Source organism: Vibrio sp. BS-M-Sm-2 (genome assembly GCF_041504345.1).
Lineage (GTDB): Bacteria > Pseudomonadota > Gammaproteobacteria > Enterobacterales > Vibrionaceae > Vibrio > Vibrio satsumensis.
On sequence record NZ_CP167894.1, the window covers coordinates 2,361,258 to 2,383,059 of the forward strand.

Sequence of the window (21,802 nt, forward strand, 5' to 3'; positions counted from 1 at the left end):
ATAGAAAATCCCCCAAGTCATCGGCGGATAGTATTGTGATTATTTTAAGAAATAGATAAAGCCTTAAACCTAATGGGTCGAACTATGAAATTGAGTTTTAACTTTGAAGATGCGAGCCAGATCTTTGTGGGATCTTTTGCTTTGGCCGTGCCAATTTCTTTTTCTGAAGAGGCTTGGAAGTTAGGGGAGACTTTACCTACCGCTAATCTATTGCTGTTATTTTTACTGTCTTCGGTGTTCTTAGGCTTCTATACGTATGAGAATGTCTTTCAAAAAGATGTTGTTACACGGTTGCCGGTGTTTATTTTTAGAATAGTGATTGCTTATGTTATGACGGCATTGGTCGTTGCTTTGGTACTGACTTGCTTGGACAAATTACCTCTGTTGAGTGATCCAGTTGTATCGTTCAAAAGAGTGATTGTTATTTCAATGCCAGCCTCTATGGGGGCTATTGTAGTGGATAGTTTTGATAAAGAGTGACTTGTTTATCATTTGGATTGAAGCGCCTTACAGAGCTTTTCTAGCGCCTATTTGATTCGTTATTTAGCTTTTTTATTTCCAGGCTTAGCATTGATTTTTTTCAACTGATCTTCTCTATAACAAAATGAGTAGTAACGTACTATGAGTGACTCTTATGTGAATGTGTCGTTTATTGTTGGGCGATTTTGAAGAGAGTTAAGTACCGAAGGTTTATAGCTTTGGATGGATATAAAAACGGTTGGTTTCTGAATTGAATATGATATTTGAAATGTGAAGGTAGTTGTATTGACAAGTTAGGATCTTTAGATGCAAAAAAGCCGCATCAATGATGCGGCTTCTTTTAATTGGCTCCCCTTGCAAGACTTGAACTTGCGACATACGGATTAACAGTCCGCCGTTCTACCAACTGAACTAAAGGGGAATTGATTGTTTAGTCTCTAATCAAGAGAATGGTGCCGACTACCGGAATCGAACTGGTGACCTACTGATTACAAGTCAGTTGCTCTACCTACTGAGCTAAGTCGGCATCATGAATCAAAAAGCTTATGCTTGATGATTAACTTGGCTCCCCTTGCAAGACTTGAACTTGCGACATACGGATTAACAGTCCGCCGTTCTACCAACTGAACTAAAGGGGAATTATTCTTAAAGCTTTAAAGAAATGGTGCCGACTACCGGAGTCGAACTGGTGACCTACTGATTACAAGTCAGTTGCTCTACCTACTGAGCTAAGTCGGCACATGATATTTCTTTGTGCTTTACTGTTGTTGTCTAGGACACCAACAAATAAATTGTGGTGCCCGGAGGCGGAATCGAACCACCGACACGAGGATTTTCAATCCTCTGCTCTACCGACTGAGCTATCCGGGCGACGAGGTGTATTAAACGTGTTTTCGCGTTCTGGGTCAACATTAAATTGCAAAAAAAGTATTGTTTGATGTTTTTCTATACTTAGTGGGTTGTTTTTGCTCATTTGGGGTGAAAAACCTAGGTCTAGCATGCCCTAATAGATAGTAAAACTACGGTTAACTACACTGAATGGGCGCCGAAATAAAAAAAGCACGTATGAAAACGTGCTTTTTTATTTGAAAAATTTCTAGAGAGTTTAGTGTTTTACTTCAAACCTATTAACCCAAGCTTCTAATTCATTAGAAAGGGAGGCGAGAGTTTGGGTACTGTTATGACTTTCTGTCACGACATTGCTCAGTTGGTTGCCGCTCTCTTCGATCATGTTGATACGCTTCGATATATCATCGCTCACCTGAGTCTGCTCAGCGGCCGCTGTTGCGATTTGATGACTCATTGATGAAATCGACTCTAATGCGACAACAATCTGTTGTAGTGCTTCAGAGGCGTTTTGAGACTCTGTTACGGTGCTTTCACTGGTCGCAGCACAAACTTCCATAGTTTGAATTGCGTTGCGAGATCCGTCTTGAAGGTTATTAATCATTAACTGAATTTCTTTGGTGCTTGATTGTGTTCGACCTGCAAGGTTACGAACCTCATCTGCTACAACCGCAAATCCACGGCCTTGTTCGCCAGCTCGAGCTGCTTCAATGGCTGCGTTAAGTGCCAACAGGTTAGTTTGTTCCGCTATATCACCAATCACATCCAATACTTTCGCAATGTTGTTTACATCGTTATCTAGGTTAGCGACAGCTTCACTTGCTGTGCCTAGTTGGCCTGCTAGGCCTTGAATGTTGTCTACTGTGTTGTGAATCAGTTGCTGGGTATGCTGGCTCTGTTTATCGGCCTCGTCGGTGTTGCGCGCGGTATCGCTAGCTGAATCAGCAACGTTATTGGCTGAAGAGGCCATCTCGGTCATTGCTGTCGCGATCATCTCTGTTGATTGCTGTTGGGTCTCTGTCAATTGAGCAATTGATCCAGCACGGTCTTCTACGCGCTGCAGTTCTCCCCTTAATGCTAGCATTGAAGCGTCCAGGTTTGATACCAACTCAGCCAGTGACTTACTCATTTGTTGTACGGCGTGGTAAATACTGCCGTCTGTCGCCTGAGTTTCGAAAGAGGTTTGAATTCGACCTTGTGCTACGGCTTGTACAGCTTCTCTTACATCTTTAGGTTCGCCACCAAGAAGCGCTAGCATGCGTTTAATAGATACAATTAGGCTCGATAGAATAAGACCAGCAATCACGACACAAAGGAACAGCTGCCATTGAGCGGTAGACCAGAAACGAGCGTTAACTTCATTGAACCCGATACCTGTGCCGACAACCCAGCCCCAATGTGGTGTTTTCTCTGCTATAGAAAGTTTTTCTTCAATCGTTCCATCTGGCAGTTTTTGTGTCCAGGTGTACTCAATGATCTGGCCAGTACGATTACCAAGTACTCTTTGGATTAGCTGACCAACACTATTCCCGTTGCCATCTTTAAAGTCGTTAAAGCTGGTTCCGTGTAATTGAGGATCTAATGGTGTCGCGACAAACGTCATGTTTTCATCGGCTACGTAAACATATTCATTATCTTTATAGATGTTGTTACGTAGAAGGCGAGTAGCTAGTTGCTTAGCTTGCTCTTCTTCTAGAGTGCCATCAATCGCCATTTTTTCGACTTCAGTAAGGATGCTGTATGCACTCTTAAATAGCTCGGTCACGCGAGCTTTGTTGTCCATGTTGCTCGCGACTCTCAATGTCCATAAACCAGTAGCCGTCAGTGCTAGCAGGGCGATCAAGATGATGCCCGATAATAAGTAAGCTTGCGTTTTTAGTTTCATGTTTCCCCGCGCAGCGATTCAATAATTAGTATTAGGTATAGTTCATCGAATCTTAATCTAAGTCGTGTAGGGCAGATATTAGAAAGATATCAAAACATGATAGAGATTAAATTTTCGAAGAAAAAAAGTAATGAAATGGGATTCTGTTTGTTTTGATATGACGGTTTACGGAATTAAGGGGGGATAACTTTTGGGAGGCGTTGGTTCCATTTAAATAGAGATGCTTTATAGAACTTAGAATCAGCTACTTTAGTCAGAGTATTGGAAGGATATAACTTAATTTATCGGGACTGATTAAGAGCTAATGTTGGGCTAATGTGTATATTGAATAGAGTTTGCTTTTGTTCAAACGAAAAAAAGCCAAGTCTTTCGACTTGGCTTTCTTGAATGTGGCTCCCCTTGCAAGACTTGAACTTGCGACATACGGATTAACAGTCCGCCGTTCTACCAACTGAACTAAAGGGGAATTATTTGTGTCAACATCAGGTCTTAAAAAGACCATTATTTGTTAAGCACCAAATAATGGTGCCTCGAGGCGGAATCGAACCACCGACACGCGGATTTTCAATCCGCTGCTCTACCGACTGAGCTATCGAGGCAAAAGAATGGTGCCGACTACCGGAGTCGAACTGGTGACCTACTGATTACAAGTCAGTTGCTCTACCTACTGAGCTAAGTCGGCACACTAAATTCTTTGCTTAAAGAGTTAAACTCTTCAACTAAAACCTCATGTAAAATGAAGTTCTTTAAAAATGGCTCCCCTTGCAAGACTTGAACTTGCGACATACGGATTAACAGTCCGCCGTTCTACCAACTGAACTAAAGGGGAATTACTTGTCTCAACATCAGGTCTATAAAGACCATTATTTGTTAAGTACCAAATAATGGTGCCTCGAGGCGGAATCGAACCACCGACACGCGGATTTTCAATCCGCTGCTCTACCGACTGAGCTATCGAGGCAAAAGAATGGTGCCGACTACCGGAGTCGAACTGGTGACCTACTGATTACAAGTCAGTTGCTCTACCTACTGAGCTAAGTCGGCACACTAAATTCTTTATGCTTTTGTCCGTGTTGCTACTCCCTGTTAAAGAGTTTCGACACCAACAAATCAAATTGTGGTGCCCGGAGGCGGAATCGAACCACCGACACGAGGATTTTCAATCCTCTGCTCTACCGACTGAGCTATCCGGGCAACGGAGCGCTATTAAACGGATTTTCTGCATAACCGTCAACACCTTTTTTGAAAATAATTAAAAAAAACGTTCGTTAGTTGTTTTTTTATTCAAAAGTGAGGCTTACGTTTTGCCTTGGTTAAAATCTTTCTTGAATTTTGTTACTTTTTCTAAGTATCGGCGCGACTCTTTGTTTGGGTGTTTCTTAGTAAGTGCCCAATACGCTTGGCTAGGTTGCAGCGAGTTTAAGTCTCGCATTGCTCGTTTTCTGTCCTTACTGAAGGTATTGAGCACGCCACCAGTGCCGCCGTTGTATGCTGAAATCATACTGTACTCGAGCGTTGTCGGGTGTTTTACATCTTTCAAATAACGATTTTTGAGTATGTAAAAGTATGCGGTACCAGCATCAATGTTGTTTTCTGGATTGAATAAATACTCAGGGCTGGGCTCTCCTGGCTTGTTCTTTACTAACTTAAAGACATCTCGACCTGCGGTTTTAGGTACCACCTGCATAAGACCGTATGCATTCGCCCAGCTCACTGCGTAGGGGTTGAAACTACTTTCTGTTTTGATAATCGCGTAGATCAAGTCTTCAGGAATGTCATAACGTTGAGATGCTCGTCGAACGATGTCGGCGTATTGATAACTACGCTGACTGGCGTGATCGGCCACCATTGGGATCTCAACGTAGTAGGATTTTTTAAAGTCGACTTCTTTGGTTTTTAGGTTGTTAGCGATCAGGTAATCAGCGAACTGGTTGGCGCGCCATGTCCATTGAATGGGCTTTTTATCTTGGTCAACAACTTGATTGTAGAGGAAAGGCTTACCTTCTAACTTGATGCTTTTGGAAGAGAATAGGTCAACATGCGCCGGATCATCTGGCGTCAAAAGCGTTGTCATGATCGCGTTTTTGAGGTGTTTTTTAGGCTCAGTAGAGGAGACGGTTTCTACCGTTATCAGGCCTTTGCTAAAGTTAACTTCGGAACGGCTTAGGTAATTGTCTATGTATTTCACATAGTTACTTTTACCTGCCATCTTTACTTCACTGCTGCCCCAACGCTTTTGGATGTTACCAGAAAAGCTATTAATCAAGGAATCTAGGGCACCCGTGTCTTTTTCAAATTGACCGGGTAGCTCCGCCAAATTACTTACAAATCGGTTGGTCGGCTCGTAATTCACATCATAAATGCTTTCGACAAATTCACGGCTGCAGCCAGTTAATAACATGGCTGTTAGGAAGTAACTTAGCTTTTTCATAGTTCCTCATACAAAAATGACATCGCAGCGTTAACCATGATGTCATTAAAAATTGCTTAAATAAATGTCTTATTCGCTTGGTGGAGTATAGCCATCAATTACGACATCTTTACCTTCGAAAAGGAAGTTAACCATCTCAGTTTCAAGAAGTTTACGATGCTCAGGATCCATCATGTTTAGCTTCTTTTCATTGATAAGCATGGTTTGCTTGCTTTGCCATTGTCCCCAAGCTTCTTTAGACACGTTGTCAAAGATACGCTTACCTAAGTCACCTGGGTAAAGTTGAAAATCTAGGCCTTCAGCATCTTTTTGAAGGCGAGCACAAAATACAGTGCGGCTCATAGTGGTTCCTCTTATCGCGTTCGTTGATTCAAACGTCGTCGTTCAGTTCAAAGGGTAGGCTCTCAATAAGCAGCTTTACTGGAGCAGCTAGGCCAATTTCTTCCGGTTTTGATAAGTTATACCAGAGACCTTTAGTCCCTTCCATTATCAAATCTGGTTGTTTATCTAATTTCACCAATACTGGCGTGATATCTAAGTGGTAGTGGCTGAAAGTGTGCCTAAACGCAATCATGGTCTTTATCGAATTTGTTTCAGTGTCTTTGACCGAACGAAGATCTAGTTGATGTTCGATCTCTGCGTTTTCATTTTGAGGGAAACAAAACAATCCACCCCAGATACCAGACTGAGGACGCTGTTCGAGCCACACTTGGTTGTCGTGGTACAGAATCACAAACCATGTTTCTTTTACTGGTTTTTCTTTCTTAGGTTTCTTGCCCGGGAAATCGAGTTGTCTATCAAGTTTCTTGGCTTCACACATGCTTTCAATCGGGCACAGAGTACATTTAGGCTTGCTACGGGTACAAACCATCGCGCCCATGTCCATCATTGCTTGGTTGTACTTATCGACATCTTTCTTCGGAGTATGTGCTTCGGCATATTCCCAAAGCTGGTTCTCGACTTTCTTTTGCCCCGGCCAACCCTCAACGGCAAAGCTTCTCGCAAGCGTTCGTTTTACATTGCCATCAAGAATCGCATGAGGGAGCTTATGAACGGAAGACAGCACTGCAGCTGCAGTTGAGCGACCTATTCCCGGTAGCGCGTTCATCTCTTCGATAGAAAGCGGAAATTCACCACCATACTGCTCAGCAACGATCTTGGCTGCTTTATGTAGATTGCGAGCTCGTGCGTAATAACCAAGCCCTGTCCATAAGTGGAGCACCTCATCTTGTTCGGCGTTCGCTAGGTCGATAACCGTTGGAAAGCGTTCTAAGAAGCGCTGGTAGTATGGGATCACCGTGGCGACTTGAGTCTGTTGAAGCATGATTTCAGATAGCCAAACGGTGTAGGCGGTTTTGTTTTGTTGCCAAGGTAATTCTTTACGCCCGTAGGCGTCATACCATTTTAATATGGCGGTTGCGAAAGGAGTCACGACATGCTCTATGCTTTGCTATTATTAGAAGCGAAATTGCACCACACTTAACGTTGGATGTAAAACAGACAAATTGTGTGGGAATTTATCCACGGAAAGACTTGCACCGGAGGCAATTCTTTGGATAATCCCCGCTTTGATTAATCAATGTGCAGGCAAAAATCAATGAGTGAAGTGACCACTAACGAATATACTGAAGACGGCAAACTGGTTCGTAAGATCCGTAGTTTTGTTCGCCGCGAAGGCCGCTTAACAAAAGGCCAAGAGAACGCGATGAACGAATGTTGGCCAACAATGGGTATCGACTACAACCCAGAGCTTCTTAACTGGAAAGAAGTATTTGGCAACGATAACCCGGTTGTACTAGAGATTGGCTTCGGTATGGGTGCATCACTGGTTGAAATGGCAAAGAACGCACCTGAGAAAAATTTCTTAGGTATTGAAGTTCATAGCCCGGGTGTTGGTGCGTGTTTAGGTACAGCTCGCGATGCTGGCGTAACTAACCTGCGTGTAATGTGTCACGATGCTGTAGAAGTATTTGAACACATGATTCCAGATAGCAGCCTGCATACACTGCAACTGTTCTTCCCTGACCCATGGCACAAGGCTCGTCACCATAAACGTCGTATCGTTAAGGCTGAGTTTGCAGAGATGGTTCGCGGTAAGCTTCAACTTGATACTGGTATTTTCCACATGGCAACAGACTGGGAAAACTACGCAGAACATATGATTGAAGTGATGAACGTAGCTCCAGGCTTCGAGAACATCGCTGAAGATGGTGATTACATTCCTCGTCCGGATGAGCGCCCACTAACTAAGTTTGAAGCGCGTGGCCACCGTTTAGGCCATGGTGTTTGGGACATTAAGTTCAAGCGTACTAAGTAACTCCGAATCAAATTAAGTGAAGGGCAGTCCGACTTAGGATTTAACCCCTACACTTTATGGGATTGATTAAAGCCAACATTATTGTAATGTTGGCTTTTTTGTCCTTAGGCTTTTATTGCTATAAAGGCTTAAGGACAGAAAGTAACGTTACACCCCTACAAAAATAACAATATAGAAGTAAGCGCACATGAAACCAACTCAAGCTATTTTGGCCGAGATCTTAGACGAAGTTCGTCCCTTAATTGGTCAGGGAAAGGTCGCTGATTATATCCCTGCATTGGCACGCGTATCGAACCAGAAACTGGCGATTGCAGTATACACAAACGAAGGTGAGGTGATTCAAGCGGGTGATGCAGAGGAAGCCTTTTCTGTGCAATCCATCTCTAAAGCCTTGAGCCTGACCTTAGCTATGGTGTTATATAAGCCTGAAGAAATTTGGCAACGCGTAGGCAAAGAGCCTTCTGGCCAAGCCTTTAACTCTATGATTCAGCTTGAGATGGAACATGGTATCCCCCGTAACCCGTTCATCAATGCGGGTGCTATTGTCGTAGCTGATCTACTACAAAGCCGCCTGTCAGCACCGAGACATCGTTTATTAGAGTTTGTGCGTCAGCTATCGGGTGATACTCATATTGTGTATGACAAGGTGGTAGCGGCGTCAGAAATGATGCACAGCGATCGTAATGCTGCCATTGCTTATTTGATGCGTTCATTTGGTAATTTTGAGAACGATGTTATTCCGGTACTCAACAATTACTTCCATGCTTGTGCACTTAAAATGACGTGTGTAGATTTGGCGAAAACCTTTAGCTATTTGGCGAACAAAGGTGTGTCGGTTCAAACCAAGAAAGAGATCATCACATCTGTTCAAACTAAGCAGTTGAATGCTTTGCTTGCAACTTGTGGTTTGTACGATGGAGCTGGTGAGTTTGCTTATCGTGTTGGTATGCCGGGTAAGTCGGGTGTGGGTGGCGGTATTATCGCTATCGTTCCGGGAGAGATGACAATTGCTGTATGGTCTCCAGAGCTTGATCCTTCTGGTAACTCTCTTGCTGGTACTAAAGCGTTGGAATTGCTTTCAGAGCGAATTGGTCGTTCTATTTTCTAGAAGAAAGGTGCGAGATGCGAGTACAGATTTCGTCCTATAGAGCGCTTCGTTTCGAGAGGGGTTCATAAAACAAAAAGGGTTGACTCTAAAGCCAACCCTTACACAATAAATCTCGAATCTATTCGTCTTCTTCTGCCATAAAGGCTTCCAGCAAATCGTTGAGGAATAGCTTCCCTTTTTCTGTGATCTGCCAGTGCGTGTCGGTTTCATTCAAGTAACCTAGCTCTTTTGCCCACTCAATCGTTGAATGGACAGCGTCAAAATCAAGCCCCGTTGTATCAACGAAATCTTGTTTTGGACACGCTTCCATTAACCTAAAGCGGTTCATAAAGAATTCAAAAGGGCGGTCTTCATTTGGCACTTCAAACTCATCAGATAGGTAAGGCTTCACCATGTTCTGGTAAGCCGCTAAATAGCCTCTAGGGTGTTTAATCTTAGTCGTGCGAACAATGCGACCATCAGCAAAGCTTAGCTTGCCATGAGAGCCACAGCCAATACCTAGGTAGTCGCCAAAGCGCCAATAGTTAAGGTTATGCTGACACTGATAGCCGGGCTTGCTGTAGCCTGAAATTTCGTACTGCACATAGCCTGCGTCTGCGAGTTTCTTATGACCCAAGTCGAAAATATCCCAAAGGTCATCATCGTCAGGTAGCTTTGGCGTTTTGTAATAGAACATGGTGTTAGGTTCTATTGTTAGCTGATACCAAGACAAATGTGGAGGATCGAGCTCGATCGCTTTGTCCAAATCAGCCAAGGCCTGATCAATGCTTTGATCCGGTAAGCCGTGCATTAGATCTAGGTTGAAGCTATTTAATCCTATTTTATGTGCTAAATGAGCGGCGTTAACCGCTTCATCTTGCCCATGAATACGGCCAAGTCTTTCCAGTCTCTCTTGCTCAAAACTTTGCACGCCCACCGAGATTCGACTAACCCCTGCTTTTTGATAACCAGCAAAACGCTCAGCTTCAATGGTGCCAGGGTTGGCTTCCATGGTTATCTCGATTTCCGGTTTGAACGGGATGCGTTGTTCAATACCTTGCAGCAATCGACCAATTCCTTCTGGAGAGAATAGGCTCGGAGTACCACCACCAATAAAGATCGAGTGCAGTGGACGAGGTGCGTCATTGAGTTGGTATTTCTCGATATCAGTATCGAGATCCTCAAGCAGAGCATCAATGTATTCTTTTTCAGGAATCTCGGCTTTAAGAGCGTGTGAGTTGAAATCACAATATGGACACTTTTGTACACACCATGGGATGTGTACATAGAGACTAAGTGCTGGTGGTATAAGCGCTGTATCGTGCATTACAGAGCTTGCTCTTTGATTGCTTCGAATAGTGAAGCAAGGGCTTTACCGCGGTGTGAAAGCTGCTTTTTACGTGTAGATTCGAGTTCAGCAGATGCACAGTTATCTTCTGGTACAAAGAATACAGGATCGTAGCCAAAGCCATTCTCACCGTGCTCTTCCGTCAGAATACGACCTTCCCATTTACCGTGACACACCAATGGTGTTGGATCGTTTTCGTGACGCATGAGTACCAACACACAGTGGAAACGAGCGGTACGCTTTTCAGTTTCCACACCTTGCATGGCATCAAGCAGTTTTTCAATGTTTTGCTTATCCGTAGCCCCTTCACCTGAGTAGCGCGCTGAGTAGATGCCCGGAGCACCCTTAAGGAAATCAACCTCTAAACCTGAGTCGTCAGCAATCGCTGGCAGCCCTGTCTCTTTCGCAGCATGGCGAGCCTTGATGATGGCGTTTTCAATGAAAGTTGTTCCTGTTTCAGCGACTTCTGAAACGTTAAACTCACTTTGTGCGACAACGTCAAAACCAAACTCAGACAGAATATCTGCCATCTCGCGAACTTTACCTTGGTTGCCTGTGGCTAAAACAATCTTACTCATGGGTATGTGGCTCTAATAAGTTAGTGAACAGAAAAGTGACGGTTGAAGCTACTCTTCTATATAGAATTTTTGTGTGAAGCGCAGTGGTCCTGTGCCTTTCAAACCTGCGTTAACATCGATATTAAAAGTGATGTTTTCTTCGTGTGTTACAGGGAACTCAGCTAGGTAATAAATCGCATCACCTTCCTTTATCTCGCGGAAGTTAAGCGTGCGAGTGTTACCTACAAGGTTCTTCGCTGTTCCCGTGATTTTAGCGGTTGTTGCAGGCTTGCCAAGGGAAGCTTTGTCTAACACGCTGATGTTCAGAATCGCTGAGTAGCCATTTCGCTTAAGCTTGTATTGCTTAGCTACCTGAGCCGTTAGAAATGTCGAGTTAAAAGCCGAGTAGTGAACTTCGACATCCTTAATGTTTTTAAATTGTCCTGCTGAACTTGGTAGGGCAACAAGAGAGGTGAGTAGTGCTGTAATCCATAGACGCATAGTGACTCCAATAAATAGCAAAAAGCCATCATAGGATGGCTTTGACTTCGGTTGGGATTTGGCTTGGCGAGCATATTCGAACTTGCTTATGCCGACCGAGTTCTCCCTTTTCTATCTTAATTTGCCCTTTAGCGACCTTAAATTGTTTCGCTAGGTATTTCGCTAAGTGGGCATTGGCTTTGCCATCTACTGGTGGAGCAGTAATGGCAATTTTGAGTTCCTCACCGTGCAAGCCAACAATCTTGTCTCGGCTTGCTTTGGGTTGGATATAGAGCCTAAGAATAATATCTTCTTCTTCGGCCCAAACTGCTTTTGGCATCGTCAAAGTACCTAATGTTCGTACTTGAATTATAGCTGATACCAAATAGGACCAATCATGTCGCCCATTAGGAAGTTCGCAAATTGCAGAACAATGAACAGAACCAACACGCTTAGGTCGAAACCACCCATGTCTGGAAGGATACGGCGGATAGGTACTAGCATTGGCTCAGTCAGTTGATGGAACACGTACTCGATTGGGCTACGACCTTGGCTTACCCAACTTAGGATTGCACGGATAAGTAGAACCCAGAAAATTAAACCACCAGCCGCTTTGAGCAGAGAAAGTGCGCCAAAGATAAGGAAGCTAATATCGAAAACGGCAGCGCCGCCAGAGATAATAAGGTTTAGAGCAACGAACTTAAGTACACACAGCACATAAGCAAAAACAACCGTCGCCAGATCAAGGCTGCCAATTGATGGAATAACTCGGCGTAGTGGGGCAACAACCGGTTGTGTCGCTTTTACGATGAATTGTGAGAATGGGTTGTAGAAATCTGCACGTGATGCTTGTAGCCAGATACGCAAGATCACAACCATGATGTAAAGATCAAAAACGGTCGAGATCAGAAAGCTCATCGAGTTCATATTGTTTCCTTTTTCGGATTTACTTGTCGCTTAGGTATAAATTGAAGCGACAAAATGCTTAAAACAGTTTTTCCATCTCTTCAGCTCGAGCAACCGCCGCTTGCATGGCTTTTGCTACGATGTCTGATAGTTGATGTTCGTTAAACGTGCGCAGTGCTTCTGCGGTCGTGCCGCCTTTTGATGTCACTTGTTCACGCAGTGTAGATAATTCAGTATTTGGATTCGCTACCACCATCTCTGCCGCGCCTAATGCAGACTGCTGAACTAATTTACGAGCGGTTTCTTGGTCGAAGCCTTGGTTGACCGCTTCTGCTTGCATCGCTTCCATAAACAGGAAGAAGTAAGCTGGAGCACTCCCCGCCGCCGCAATGATGCTGTTGATGCCAGACTCTTGTTCAACCCAGCTTACCTCACCTACAGCTTGCATTAGTTGAGAAGCGAAGTCTTTATCATCTTGGCTGACCGTTGAATCAGCATAAAGACCGCTCATCCCTTTACCAAGCAGTGATGGCGTGTTTGGCATCACACGTACAAGGTTCAGTTGGCAGTTTAACATCTCATTGAGTCGATTCGCACTAATACCCGCGGCAATGGAGATAACCAGTTTGTTACTGAAGTCGATATCTTGTAAGGGGTTACATACATTAGCCATCATTTGTGGTTTCACTGATAACACCACAACGTCTGCTTGCTCTGCTGCTGTAATATTATCGCTGGTGGTATTGATGCCGTATTCTTGTTCTAACGGCAGCCTTCTGGTTTCTGAAGGTGCTGTAGCAGTAATCTTTTGCGCTGGGTAACCACTCGCTACCAAGCCCGCTACAATTGAGCGAACCATGTTTCCCGCCCCAATAAAGGCGATGTTCTTATGTTCCATATATAAAATCCTGAGCGTGTCGCTGCGCGGATAAGGCGAAGCGGTATCAATACTTGTACTTATCGTTGGTTACTTACAACGGCTATTTCGCGTAATCACGAGCGCCGAAAATAGCCGTTCCAATGCGAACCATTGTGCTACCAGCCTCAACTGCTGCATCCATATCACCACTCATCCCCATCGAAAGGGTATCAATGTCTGAATACTTCGCGGCTAGCTTGTCTTTAAGCTCTGCCAGTTGAGAAAATGCATTAAGCTGAGATTGATAGTCAGATACGTTTGCAGGAATCGACATCAATCCTCTTAAAGTGAGGTTGGGGAGCGATGAAATCAACTCCGCGAGTGCAAAAACTGTCTCTTCTGACGTTCCAGACTTCGACTCTTCACCACTGGTGTTTACCTGAATCAAAACTTGCAAAGGTGGAAGTTCGCTTGGACGTTGATCATTAAGCCTTTGTGCGATCTTATCGCGATCGATGGAATGCACCCATTGGAAGCTTTCCGCGATTGGGCGGGTTTTATTGGATTGAATTGGACCAATAAAATGCCACTCTAAATTTAGGTTAGAATGTTGTTCTGAAAAGTGTTTTACTTTATCAACACCTTCTTGAACATAGTTTTCACCAAAGGCAACTTGGCCTCCAAGTGCGGCTTCTAGAATTGCATCAATAGGTTTAGTTTTGCTGACGGCTAAAAGTTGCACGGAGTCTGGAGCTCGTCCGCACTTTTGCTCAGCACTGCGAATCTGTGAGGTGATTTGTTCGATATTTTGTTGAATACTACTCATAGCTGACTTTACTTAAGGGAAAATAAATGGATATCACTGAGTTACTAGATTTTAGTGTAAAGCATAACGCGTCAGATCTACATCTTTCTGCGGGTGTATCTCCAATGGTACGTATAGATGGTGAAGTAAGGAAGCTTGGAATCCCAGCTTTGAGTCATGCTGATGTGCATCGTTTGGTTTTTGAGATCATGAGCGATTCACAACGCGGTGAGTTTGAAGAAAAATTGGAAGTCGACTTCTCTTTTGAATTACCCAATGTTGGCCGTTTCCGTGTGAATGCTTTTAACCAAGCACGTGGTTGCTCAGCTGTCTTTCGAACAATCCCTGTAGAGATCCCAACTTTAGATCAGTTAGGTGCACCTGAGATCTTTGAAAAGATTGCTAACTACGAAAAAGGTTTAGTGCTTGTCACTGGCCCTACTGGTTCTGGTAAATCGACGACTCTCGCAGCGATGGTTGATTACGTAAACCGCAACCACAATAAACACATCCTGACGATCGAAGACCCAATTGAATTCGTTCATACCAACAATAAATGCCTTGTTAACCAGCGTGAAGTTCATCGTGATACTCACAGCTTTAAAGCAGCGCTGCGCAGCGCGTTACGTGAAGACCCAGACGTTATTCTTGTGGGTGAGCTTCGTGACCAAGAGACCATTAGCTTAGCGCTAACCGCAGCAGAAACTGGTCACTTGGTTTTTGGTACTTTGCATACCAGCTCCGCGGCTAAAACTATAGACCGTATTATCGATGTATTCCCGGGTAGCGACAAAGACATGGTGCGTTCAATGCTGTCCGAGTCGTTGCGCTCTGTGATTGCTCAGAAGCTGCTAAAGCGTGTTGGTGGCGGTCGTATCGCGTGTCATGAAATCATGATGGCGACACCTGCGATCCGAAACCTGATTCGTGAAGACAAGGTTGCTCAGATGTATTCGATCATTCAAACGGGTGCAGCACATGGTATGCAAACCATGGAGCAAAATGCGAAGCAGCTAATGGCTCAAGGCTTGGTTGATTCGGAAGAGGTCGAGAGAAAGATCGAAATTGAAACCTCAATGTTTTAATCAAGGTGAACAAAATGGAATTGAATCAAATCCTTGAAGGGATGCTGTCTCAAAAAGCATCGGATCTTTATATCACCGTTGATGCGCCTATCCTTTTTCGTGTTGATGGTGAATTGCGACCTCAAGGAGATAAGCTGAATTCGGCTCAGGTCGGACAGTTGCTTGACGCGATGATGGATCAAGATCGACGCGATGAATATCAGCAAACGCGTGAGGCTAACTTTGCTATTGTGCGTGATTTTGGTCGTTTTCGTGTCAGTGCGTTTTTTCAGCGAGAGCTACCAGGAGCGGTCATTCGACGCATCGAGACTAACATCCCAACCTTTGAGCAATTAAAGCTTCCTGATGTACTACAGGACCTTTCAATTGCTAAGCGCGGACTTGTGCTGGTGGTTGGGGCGACTGGCTCTGGTAAATCGACCTCAATGGCTGCAATGACAGGCTATCGTAACACCAATCGTTCCGGTCATATATTGACGGTTGAAGACCCTATTGAATTTGTCCACGAACATAAAAAGTGCATCGTGACGCAACGTGAGGTTGGACTTGACACTGAGAGCTATGAAGTTGCGCTTAAGAACTCGTTACGCCAAGCACCAGATATGATTTTGATTGGTGAAATTCGTAGCCGTGAGACCATGGAATACGCGATGACTTTTGCTGAGACTGGTCACTTGTGTATGGCAACCTTGCACGCCAATAACGCTAACCAAGCGTTAGAGCGTATTCTCCACTTGGTGCCGAAAGAGCAGAAAGAACAGTTTTTGTTTGATCTGTCGATGAACCTACGTGGTGTCGTCGCTCAGCAACTCATCCGTGATAAGAATGGCAGCGGGCGTCATGGTGTGTTTGAGATTTTACTTAACAGCCCCCGAGTGTCTGACTTGATTCGTCGCGGTGAACTGCACGAGCTAAAAGCAACAATGGCGAAATCGAAAGAGATTGGTATGCAGACCTTTGATCAAGCTTTGTATGATTTAGTTGTAGCAGGTAAGATCAGCGAAGAGGATGCGTTTCACAGTGCTGACTCTGCTAATGACTTACGTTTGATGCTAAAAACCAGACGTGGAGATGATGACTACGAGACTGGTGCTTTGGCCGGGGTAAAGATAGACATGGGTTAGGTTGAATGCCTAGTGTCTGGTGCAAATAAAAAACCCGCTTAAGATGCGGGTTTTTTGTAAAGTGAATAAATTAGTGATTAGCAAAACGGTTGTTGTCGTTCGAGTAGCCACGCTCTTTCTCTAATTTAATTTTAGTTGGATATTGTTCGCCAGTGTAACCCGCTGAACCACCCATTGAACTGCATGCTGAAATGGTTAGAGCGGCGAAGATTGCTAGAAAAATTTTCATTTGAACTCCCACGTTCTGATTTTGAATTGCATCGACATTACGACGTGAAATTCGCGCGGGATCACAAATTAGTTCAATTTTTGCTCACTTAATTTTCGTTAAGAATATTGTGCTTCAAACCAACTTTCTAGAATAACAACAGCGGACTGATTGTCCACATTACCCTTACTTAATGCTTTATAGCCACCCATGTCAAAAAGGTCAGCTCTTGCTTCTGCGGTTGATAATCTCTCATCATGCAGTTCAACATCGACACCAAAGCGCCCTTTTAGGCGGTTGGCAAACTTCTTTGCTCTAGGTGTGATGGTTGCTAGATCTTTACCATGAAGGTCGGTAGGAAGGCCAACTACAATAAGGTTCGGCTGCCACTCTTTTATTTGCTTTTCAATATCGTCCCAGTTGGGGATGCCATCTTTGGCTTTAAAGGCTTTTAGAGGGCTTGCGGTGCCCGTGATTTCTTGTCCTATCGCACTACCGATACTTTTTGTTCCGTAGTCAAATGCCATAATTGTTCGTGACATGGGGTTTCCCAATTAATCTGTGTTTGAGAGTTTATATACTGATTTGAGCTAGGCGTGACCAGCGTCAGCTGAAAGCTGAGCCGCATTAATGCCTAACATCTGCACGGCGACTTTCCAGCGGTCAGAAATCGGTGTATCGAAGATGACCTTCGGGTCGGCTTCAACGGTTAACCATGAGTTCTCGGTAAGTTCGGTTTCCAGTTGTCCCGGTTCCCATCCTGCATACCCAAGTGCGACTAAATAATTCATCGGCTCATCTTCTGTGCCCAGCACCATCAAGATATCTTTTGAGGTTGTTACCGAGATTTGATCTGTCATGTTGATGCTGGATTGATAGCTGCCTTTAGGTTTGTGCAAAATAAACCCACGGTCTTCTGCGACCGGCCCACCGTTCAATACTGGCTTATCAAGACTTGCTTGGTTGGATTTCGGCTGCTCAGAATCAACCTCAACTTGTTTAAGCATGCTTCCGACAGTCACATCAATAGGGGCGTTGATCATTAAGCCCATCGCACCTTCGTCGTTGTGTTCACAAAGGTAAATTACCGAATTTTGAAAGTAGGGGTCTTTCATTCCGGGCATAGCAACCAGAAAGTGGTTCGTTAAATTCATAGAGCCTCCTGCCAGTGTGTTCCCAGTAAAGGAAAAAGAGCGGCGTTAAGCCGCTCATTGATTCTGTGCCTATTTACTTCGTGTTTGCGAATAGCTAAGGCTTTCTTTAGTTTAGGCTATTTAGCGTTAATGCGACGCTCGATAGCGTCCATTAATTTACCTGTTACCGAAATATCAAAAGCAGCTTCAATTTCACGGATACAAGTAGGACTAGTCACGTTAATTTCTGTTAGCTTGTCACCGATAACATCAAGTCCTACAAAGATTAAGCCTTTCTCTTTTAGTGAAGGAGCGACTGCTCGTGCGATAGCCCAGTCTGTTTCACTTAGCGGACGAGCTTCACCTGTACCGCCAGCTGCTAGGTTGCCGCGAGTTTCCCCTTTAGCTGGAATACGAGCTAGGCAGTAAGGCATTGGCTCACCGTCAACTACAAGAATACGCTTATCACCATTGCTGATGTCAGGAACAAAGGTTTGTGCCATTGCGTAGTTTTGACCGTGGTTCGTCAGTGTTTCAATAATCACAGATACGTTTGGATCGCCTTCCTTCACGCGGAAGATAGATGCACCACCCATACCATCAAGTGGTTTTAGGATCACGTCACCATGCTTCTCACGAAACTCTTTAATCTTTTCAGCTTTACGAGTCACGATGGTAGTTGGTGTTAGCTCTGGAAACCAAGCCGTGAACAACTTTTCGTTACAGTCACGTAGGCTTTGTGGCTTGTTTACGATCAGTGCGCCGTTTTCTTCAGCACGCTCAAGAATGTAGGTCGCGTAAATGTACTCAGTATCAAACGGAGGATCTTTACGCATCAATACTGCATCTAAATCAGATAGCGCGATTGTCTGCTCTGACTTGAATTCGTACCAACCGTTTGGATCTTCTTTTAGTTCTACAACCTTAGTGTCAGCAATGGCTACGCCTTGATCTAAGTGTAGATCATCCATTTCCATGTAATGGATTTCATAACCACGACGCTGAGCTTCAAGCATCATGGCAAAGCTAGAGTCTTTTTTGATGTTAATGGATGAAATTGGATCCATTACGATGCCAAGTTTGATCATTTCTTTCTCCTAGCCTAGATCGCCAAAACGGACTTGTAAGGCAGTAATTGCGGTTAGAGCAGCTGTCTCGGTACGAAGTACACGTGGGCCGAGTAGTGTCTCTTCAAATTTATATTGTTCTGTCATGCCGATTTCTTCAGCGGACAGTCCACCTTCAGGACCAATCAGTAGGCGCACCTTGTTGATGGGTTCCGGAAGGGTGTTAATCGAGTATTTTGCACGAGGGTGCAGGTTTAGCTTTAGTGCTTCACTTGGTTCGCTGCACCACTCTTCAAGTTGCATGATTGGGCGAATGACAGGAACCGTATTGCGGCCACACTGTTCACATGCCGCGATAGCAATCTTTTGCCACTGTGCGAGTTTTTTCTCGAAGCGTTTTGTATCAAGCTTAACACCACAGCGCTCAGAAATTAGAGGGGTAATGGTGTTCACACCAAGCTCAACCGATTTCTGAATCGTGAACTCCATTTTATCGCCACGTGAAATCACTTGGCCTAAATGTAAGTCTAACGGAGATTCGCTGCTGCGCTCGATGCGTTCAGAAACATTAACGGTGACATTTTTCTTTGATACTTCAGCTATCGTCGCAGGGAATTCAGCGCCACTGCCGTCAAATAGAAGGACTTCTTGGCCTTCTTTCATGCGAAGGACACGACCAACATGACCCGCGGCATCTTCGCCTAAAGCGAGTGAACCTAACTGATGAATGCGTTCTGGGTGATGGATACGAGGGATTCTCATGTTGGTAAACCTATAAATATGTTCATTTGGGTATTTTGTCTCTGCCTAACATGGATGCTTTTAGTTGAAAAAACAAGGGTAGAGCAAGAGTTTCAGGGGCAATTCTGAAACTCTTGTTTGAGATAGTTAGGAATGTTGATTGTACGAGCGACGTTATTTACAAGCAGGGTAAACAAATGGGTTGTGATTACCTTGGATGGCATAGATTCGCTCATCACGAGTACACTCCCACTTGTCGACAGGAAATTGCTTGTTCCACGCCATCATCAGGTTGGTTTGTTGCTTAGATAGCTTGAAGCCATACTCTTGGCTCATGTAAAGGTAGGTACGCGCGATAGAGCCTTTTGCTCTGTCTGGCGGCATAACCTTACGCTGTTTGAAGTTGACCTGCATTTCACACTGGCCATAGCTCACGCCATCCATTCCATTCCACTGGCTGAAGTTGTAGTTCGAACGGTCACCATTTACTTCACCGATGGCTGGCGTTAGGTTGTGGAGATCGGCTTCCATGGACTTGAATATTTTGTCATTGCGAGTGCAGTTCTTGCGCCCGCCATCTTGCCAGCACTGACGCTGGTGGCCGAATTGCCAAGCTGGAACCACGTGTTCCCACTCAATTCGACTCGCTCGCTTTTGTTGTTTTCGGACTTGATAACCACAGCCGTCAAGGTCGGGAATCCCTTTCTTTTTGTCCTTCCATGTAATGTCACAGCCACAATAAAATGAAGTCGGGTGGTCGAGATAAATCTTCACCGCTTCTCTTTTTGCTTTGGAGAATGAGCTCGGTGGTGCGGCGAAAACGCTTTGGGTTACCAGTAGGCCAAATACTATTGATAAGTAAAAAGACACAGGTAGGCCAAATGCTTTGAAGGTGAGTTTTTGCATAGAAAAAGACTGATAAAAGTATGATAAACATCAGTCTAGCACTCAAGTGATAGATTTCTCTATTACATTTCAATCATCCAATCAGTGGAGTGCAATTTCCTGAAAAAAAACGAGCAGGTTACTGAATCTCACGTGTGTCGAGTATTGGGTGCTAGCTGAGTTGTGTGCCTGTAAAGGCCAAGGTTTGATTACATTGTTGGCAGCGGTAGCTTGATTGGTTACGTAATACCTTGTTGTGACGTCTAATCGAAAGTGGGTAAACCGTGCAGTTGCAGCGGTATTCAAAGGTCTTGCCTTGCACAGAGGTGATCTCAAAACTGTGGGTTGTTTTGGCTGGTACGTTGAATACCTTTTCCATTACGTATTTCCACTCATTCCCGTGAGGTCTCACTCGTCCAAATACTTGATGTGTGATCAGATGTGCCAGTTCATGAGGCAGCACCTCGTTAATGAAGGCATCTTCATTTTCGGCGAAGAGTACATGGTTGAGCTTAATTTCATTAAGCTGAAGGTAGGCCTTTCCCGCTGCCTTTCCTCTTAATTTGTAAGTGATAGTTGGGCATGGGAATTCACGGGAGAAATGTTGATTAGCGATAGCTAGGCACTCGGCCAACTTCTTATTTGCTCGATGTTGTTGCGGGGTGTAAGACAAACGTTGTTAACTCCAAATAAAAGGCCTCAGCGTTTAAGCTAAGGCCTCATCATAACATTGCTTGTTGATCTAGCGATGTTTTACACGTGATGTTTTTTCTTAATTATCTCGTGATAAGCGTGCCATGTACCATAACCAAGTAGCGGCATGGTGACGATCATTCCGATGCCGTAGGTGGCAAAACCCACCAAAATACCGGCACAAATAATACTTGCCCAAACCACCATTGCAGGAATGTTCGATTTCACGGCATTAAAGCTAGTGAAAATCGCACTCATCACATCAACGCGTCTCTCCATCATTAACGGAATTGAAAATGCTGAGATGCTAAATATGAGGCTTGCGATAACAAAACCAATCACAGAACCCGTAATTAAGAAGGGAGCGAACTCAGCCAATGGTGCACCTTGCACTGAAGGGTAGAGTGCGTGCAATAACGCAGCAATACGCATCCAGAATATCATCGCAACCATCAATACAATCGCAAAGGCCCATTGGTGGGTGGAGTTGCGAGTAATGGCTTTCATCGAGTGCAGTAGGCTGGCGTTGTGGCCTTTTTCTCTTTCCCAGGCTGCGTCATATAAGCCCAGAGCAAGAAACGGCCCTATCAGCATGTACACGATAAGGCTTGGCATTACGACCAAGTGTGTTCCTTGCCATTGGACAAGTTGAACAATCGCAATTGCCGCTCCCATAAAGCACAATCCGTAAAATGCGCTGATTAATGGCATTCTTACTAAGTCATGCAGAGCAAGCGACAACCAATGAAAGGGTGCAGAAATACTGATTTGGTTGCAAGGAATGGTGCGAGCGTAATCCTTATCGCTGACCTTGTGTTTTTTATCGTTCAGTTCGGATGGGTGCGCGGTACGAGGCATAGATCCC

The 21,802-nt window shown here is 44.4% G+C and carries 24 protein-coding genes and 12 tRNA genes; 5 read left to right on the forward strand and 31 right to left on the reverse strand.

The genetic code is table 11. The features are described from left to right. Positions 1–84: 84 nt before the first annotated feature. Positions 85–480, forward strand: a complete 396-nt coding sequence (locus tag AB8613_RS10850; protein WP_146491327.1) for a DUF2391 family protein — start codon at positions 85–87, stop codon at positions 478–480. Positions 481–825: 345 nt separating this feature from the next. Here AB8613_RS10850 and AB8613_RS10855 read toward each other — a convergent pair. From AB8613_RS10855 to mutY, 16 genes are all read right to left on the reverse strand, one after another. Next, positions 826–901 (reverse strand) — tRNA-Asn (locus AB8613_RS10855). Positions 902–930: 29 nt separating this feature from the next. Further along, a tRNA-Thr gene (locus AB8613_RS10860) sits at positions 931–1,006 on the reverse strand. A 36-nt stretch (positions 1,007–1,042) separates the two neighbouring features. Next, positions 1,043–1,118: transfer RNA gene (locus AB8613_RS10865), tRNA-Asn, on the reverse strand. Between the two features lie 24 nt (positions 1,119–1,142). Beyond that, positions 1,143–1,218 (reverse strand) — tRNA-Thr (locus AB8613_RS10870). 56 nt (positions 1,219–1,274) lie between these two features. Beyond that, positions 1,275–1,350, reverse strand: a tRNA-Phe gene (locus AB8613_RS10875). Positions 1,351–1,585: 235 nt separating this feature from the next. Next, the gene (locus tag AB8613_RS10880) at positions 1,586–3,211 is read right to left on the reverse strand and encodes a methyl-accepting chemotaxis protein (RefSeq protein ID WP_061018839.1); all 1,626 of its coding nucleotides are present in this window, start codon (positions 3,209–3,211) and stop codon (positions 1,586–1,588) included. 390 nt (positions 3,212–3,601) lie between these two features. After that, a tRNA-Asn gene (locus AB8613_RS10885) sits at positions 3,602–3,677 on the reverse strand. A 57-nt stretch (positions 3,678–3,734) separates the two neighbouring features. Then, positions 3,735–3,810, reverse strand: a tRNA-Phe gene (locus AB8613_RS10890). 7 nt (positions 3,811–3,817) lie between these two features. Further along, a tRNA-Thr gene (locus tag AB8613_RS10895) sits at positions 3,818–3,893 on the reverse strand. A 71-nt stretch (positions 3,894–3,964) separates the two neighbouring features. Then, positions 3,965–4,040 (reverse strand) — tRNA-Asn (locus AB8613_RS10900). A gap of 56 nt (positions 4,041–4,096) precedes the next feature. Continuing rightward, positions 4,097–4,172 (reverse strand) — tRNA-Phe (locus tag AB8613_RS10905). Between the two features lie 7 nt (positions 4,173–4,179). Then, a tRNA-Thr gene (locus AB8613_RS10910) sits at positions 4,180–4,255 on the reverse strand. A gap of 74 nt (positions 4,256–4,329) precedes the next feature. Then, a tRNA-Phe gene (locus tag AB8613_RS10915) sits at positions 4,330–4,405 on the reverse strand. A gap of 103 nt (positions 4,406–4,508) precedes the next feature. Next, positions 4,509–5,642 carry a membrane-bound lytic murein transglycosylase MltC gene (mltC, locus tag AB8613_RS10920; protein ID WP_060982721.1) on the reverse strand — a complete coding sequence of 378 codons (1,134 nt, stop codon included), beginning with the start codon at positions 5,640–5,642 and terminating at the stop codon, positions 4,509–4,511. Between the two features lie 69 nt (positions 5,643–5,711). Further along, on the reverse strand, positions 5,712–5,984 hold the full coding sequence (locus AB8613_RS10925) for an oxidative damage protection protein (protein WP_010435637.1): 273 nt from the start codon (positions 5,982–5,984) through the stop codon (positions 5,712–5,714). A gap of 28 nt (positions 5,985–6,012) precedes the next feature. Further along, a complete protein-coding gene (gene mutY, locus AB8613_RS10930; RefSeq protein WP_239716691.1) occupies positions 6,013–7,074 on the reverse strand; it encodes an A/G-specific adenine glycosylase in 1,062 nt (353 codons plus the stop codon). Positions 7,075–7,239: 165 nt separating this feature from the next. Here mutY and trmB point away from each other — a divergent pair, with 165 nt between their 5' ends. Both trmB and glsB read left to right on the forward strand, forming a co-directional pair. Further along, positions 7,240–7,959, forward strand: a complete 720-nt coding sequence (trmB, locus tag AB8613_RS10935; RefSeq protein WP_004735468.1) for a tRNA (guanosine(46)-N7)-methyltransferase TrmB — start codon at positions 7,240–7,242, stop codon at positions 7,957–7,959. A gap of 187 nt (positions 7,960–8,146) precedes the next feature. Then, complete coding sequence (gene glsB, locus AB8613_RS10940) at positions 8,147–9,067, forward strand: glutaminase B (RefSeq protein ID WP_146490582.1); 921 nt, start codon at positions 8,147–8,149, stop codon at positions 9,065–9,067. A gap of 118 nt (positions 9,068–9,185) precedes the next feature. Here glsB and hemW read toward each other — a convergent pair whose 3' ends face one another. The 7 genes from hemW to AB8613_RS10975 all read right to left on the reverse strand — a co-directional run bounded on the left by hemW (position 9,186) and on the right by AB8613_RS10975 (position 14,022). Beyond that, on the reverse strand, positions 9,186–10,373 hold the full coding sequence (gene hemW / locus AB8613_RS10945) for a radical SAM family heme chaperone HemW (RefSeq protein ID WP_372383815.1): 1,188 nt from the start codon (positions 10,371–10,373) through the stop codon (positions 9,186–9,188). Then, entirely contained in the window at positions 10,373–10,972 is a 600-nt protein-coding gene (locus AB8613_RS10950; protein ID WP_146490584.1) for an XTP/dITP diphosphatase, read from the reverse strand. The genes hemW and AB8613_RS10950 overlap by 1 nt, the downstream gene beginning before the upstream one ends. Before the next feature lie 48 nt (positions 10,973–11,020). After that, positions 11,021–11,452 (reverse strand): DUF4426 domain-containing protein, encoded by a 432-nt coding sequence (locus tag AB8613_RS10955; protein WP_372383816.1) that lies wholly within the window; start codon positions 11,450–11,452, stop codon positions 11,021–11,023. 28 nt (positions 11,453–11,480) lie between these two features. Beyond that, positions 11,481–11,771 (reverse strand): DUF167 family protein YggU, encoded by a 291-nt coding sequence (yggU, locus tag AB8613_RS10960; protein WP_372383817.1) that lies wholly within the window; start codon positions 11,769–11,771, stop codon positions 11,481–11,483. A gap of 29 nt (positions 11,772–11,800) precedes the next feature. Next, entirely contained in the window at positions 11,801–12,358 is a 558-nt protein-coding gene (locus AB8613_RS10965; RefSeq protein WP_017067798.1) for a YggT family protein, read from the reverse strand. A 58-nt stretch (positions 12,359–12,416) separates the two neighbouring features. Next, positions 12,417–13,235: a pyrroline-5-carboxylate reductase gene (gene proC / locus AB8613_RS10970; protein ID WP_146490587.1), complete on the reverse strand. Its 819-nt coding sequence runs from the start codon at positions 13,233–13,235 to the stop codon at positions 12,417–12,419. An 82-nt stretch (positions 13,236–13,317) separates the two neighbouring features. Continuing rightward, on the reverse strand, positions 13,318–14,022 hold the full coding sequence (locus tag AB8613_RS10975) for a YggS family pyridoxal phosphate-dependent enzyme (RefSeq protein WP_146490588.1): 705 nt from the start codon (positions 14,020–14,022) through the stop codon (positions 13,318–13,320). Between the two features lie 26 nt (positions 14,023–14,048). Between AB8613_RS10975 and AB8613_RS10980 the strand changes: the two genes are divergently transcribed. Continuing rightward, a complete protein-coding gene (locus AB8613_RS10980) occupies positions 14,049–15,086 on the forward strand; it encodes a type IV pilus twitching motility protein PilT (RefSeq protein ID WP_060982714.1) in 1,038 nt (345 codons plus the stop codon). 14 nt (positions 15,087–15,100) lie between these two features. Continuing rightward, a complete protein-coding gene (locus AB8613_RS10985; RefSeq protein WP_372383818.1) occupies positions 15,101–16,210 on the forward strand; it encodes a PilT/PilU family type 4a pilus ATPase in 1,110 nt (369 codons plus the stop codon). Positions 16,211–16,280: 70 nt separating this feature from the next. Here the strand turns inward: AB8613_RS10985 and AB8613_RS10990 are convergent, their stop codons facing one another. The 8 genes from AB8613_RS10990 to AB8613_RS11025 form a co-directional block, all read right to left on the reverse strand. Beyond that, positions 16,281–16,439: a hypothetical protein gene (locus tag AB8613_RS10990; RefSeq protein ID WP_186728038.1), complete on the reverse strand. Its 159-nt coding sequence runs from the start codon at positions 16,437–16,439 to the stop codon at positions 16,281–16,283. A gap of 98 nt (positions 16,440–16,537) precedes the next feature. Further along, positions 16,538–16,960 (reverse strand): Holliday junction resolvase RuvX, encoded by a 423-nt coding sequence (ruvX, locus tag AB8613_RS10995; protein ID WP_048659417.1) that lies wholly within the window; start codon positions 16,958–16,960, stop codon positions 16,538–16,540. A gap of 48 nt (positions 16,961–17,008) precedes the next feature. Next, positions 17,009–17,572 carry a YqgE/AlgH family protein gene (locus AB8613_RS11000; protein WP_048611435.1) on the reverse strand — a complete coding sequence of 188 codons (564 nt, stop codon included), beginning with the start codon at positions 17,570–17,572 and terminating at the stop codon, positions 17,009–17,011. A 116-nt stretch (positions 17,573–17,688) separates the two neighbouring features. Beyond that, positions 17,689–18,639, reverse strand: a complete 951-nt coding sequence (gene gshB, locus AB8613_RS11005; protein ID WP_061018824.1) for a glutathione synthase — start codon at positions 18,637–18,639, stop codon at positions 17,689–17,691. A 9-nt stretch (positions 18,640–18,648) separates the two neighbouring features. Continuing rightward, the gene (gene rsmE / locus AB8613_RS11010; protein ID WP_060982711.1) at positions 18,649–19,380 is read right to left on the reverse strand and encodes a 16S rRNA (uracil(1498)-N(3))-methyltransferase; all 732 of its coding nucleotides are present in this window, start codon (positions 19,378–19,380) and stop codon (positions 18,649–18,651) included. A 153-nt stretch (positions 19,381–19,533) separates the two neighbouring features. After that, positions 19,534–20,265: an endonuclease gene (locus tag AB8613_RS11015; protein ID WP_050644132.1), complete on the reverse strand. Its 732-nt coding sequence runs from the start codon at positions 20,263–20,265 to the stop codon at positions 19,534–19,536. Positions 20,266–20,416: 151 nt separating this feature from the next. Continuing rightward, positions 20,417–20,917: a SprT family zinc-dependent metalloprotease gene (locus AB8613_RS11020; protein ID WP_285954962.1), complete on the reverse strand. Its 501-nt coding sequence runs from the start codon at positions 20,915–20,917 to the stop codon at positions 20,417–20,419. An 80-nt stretch (positions 20,918–20,997) separates the two neighbouring features. After that, the gene (locus AB8613_RS11025; RefSeq protein ID WP_017067802.1) at positions 20,998–21,795 is read right to left on the reverse strand and encodes a DUF2189 domain-containing protein; all 798 of its coding nucleotides are present in this window, start codon (positions 21,793–21,795) and stop codon (positions 20,998–21,000) included. Positions 21,796–21,802: the final 7 nt, after the last annotated feature.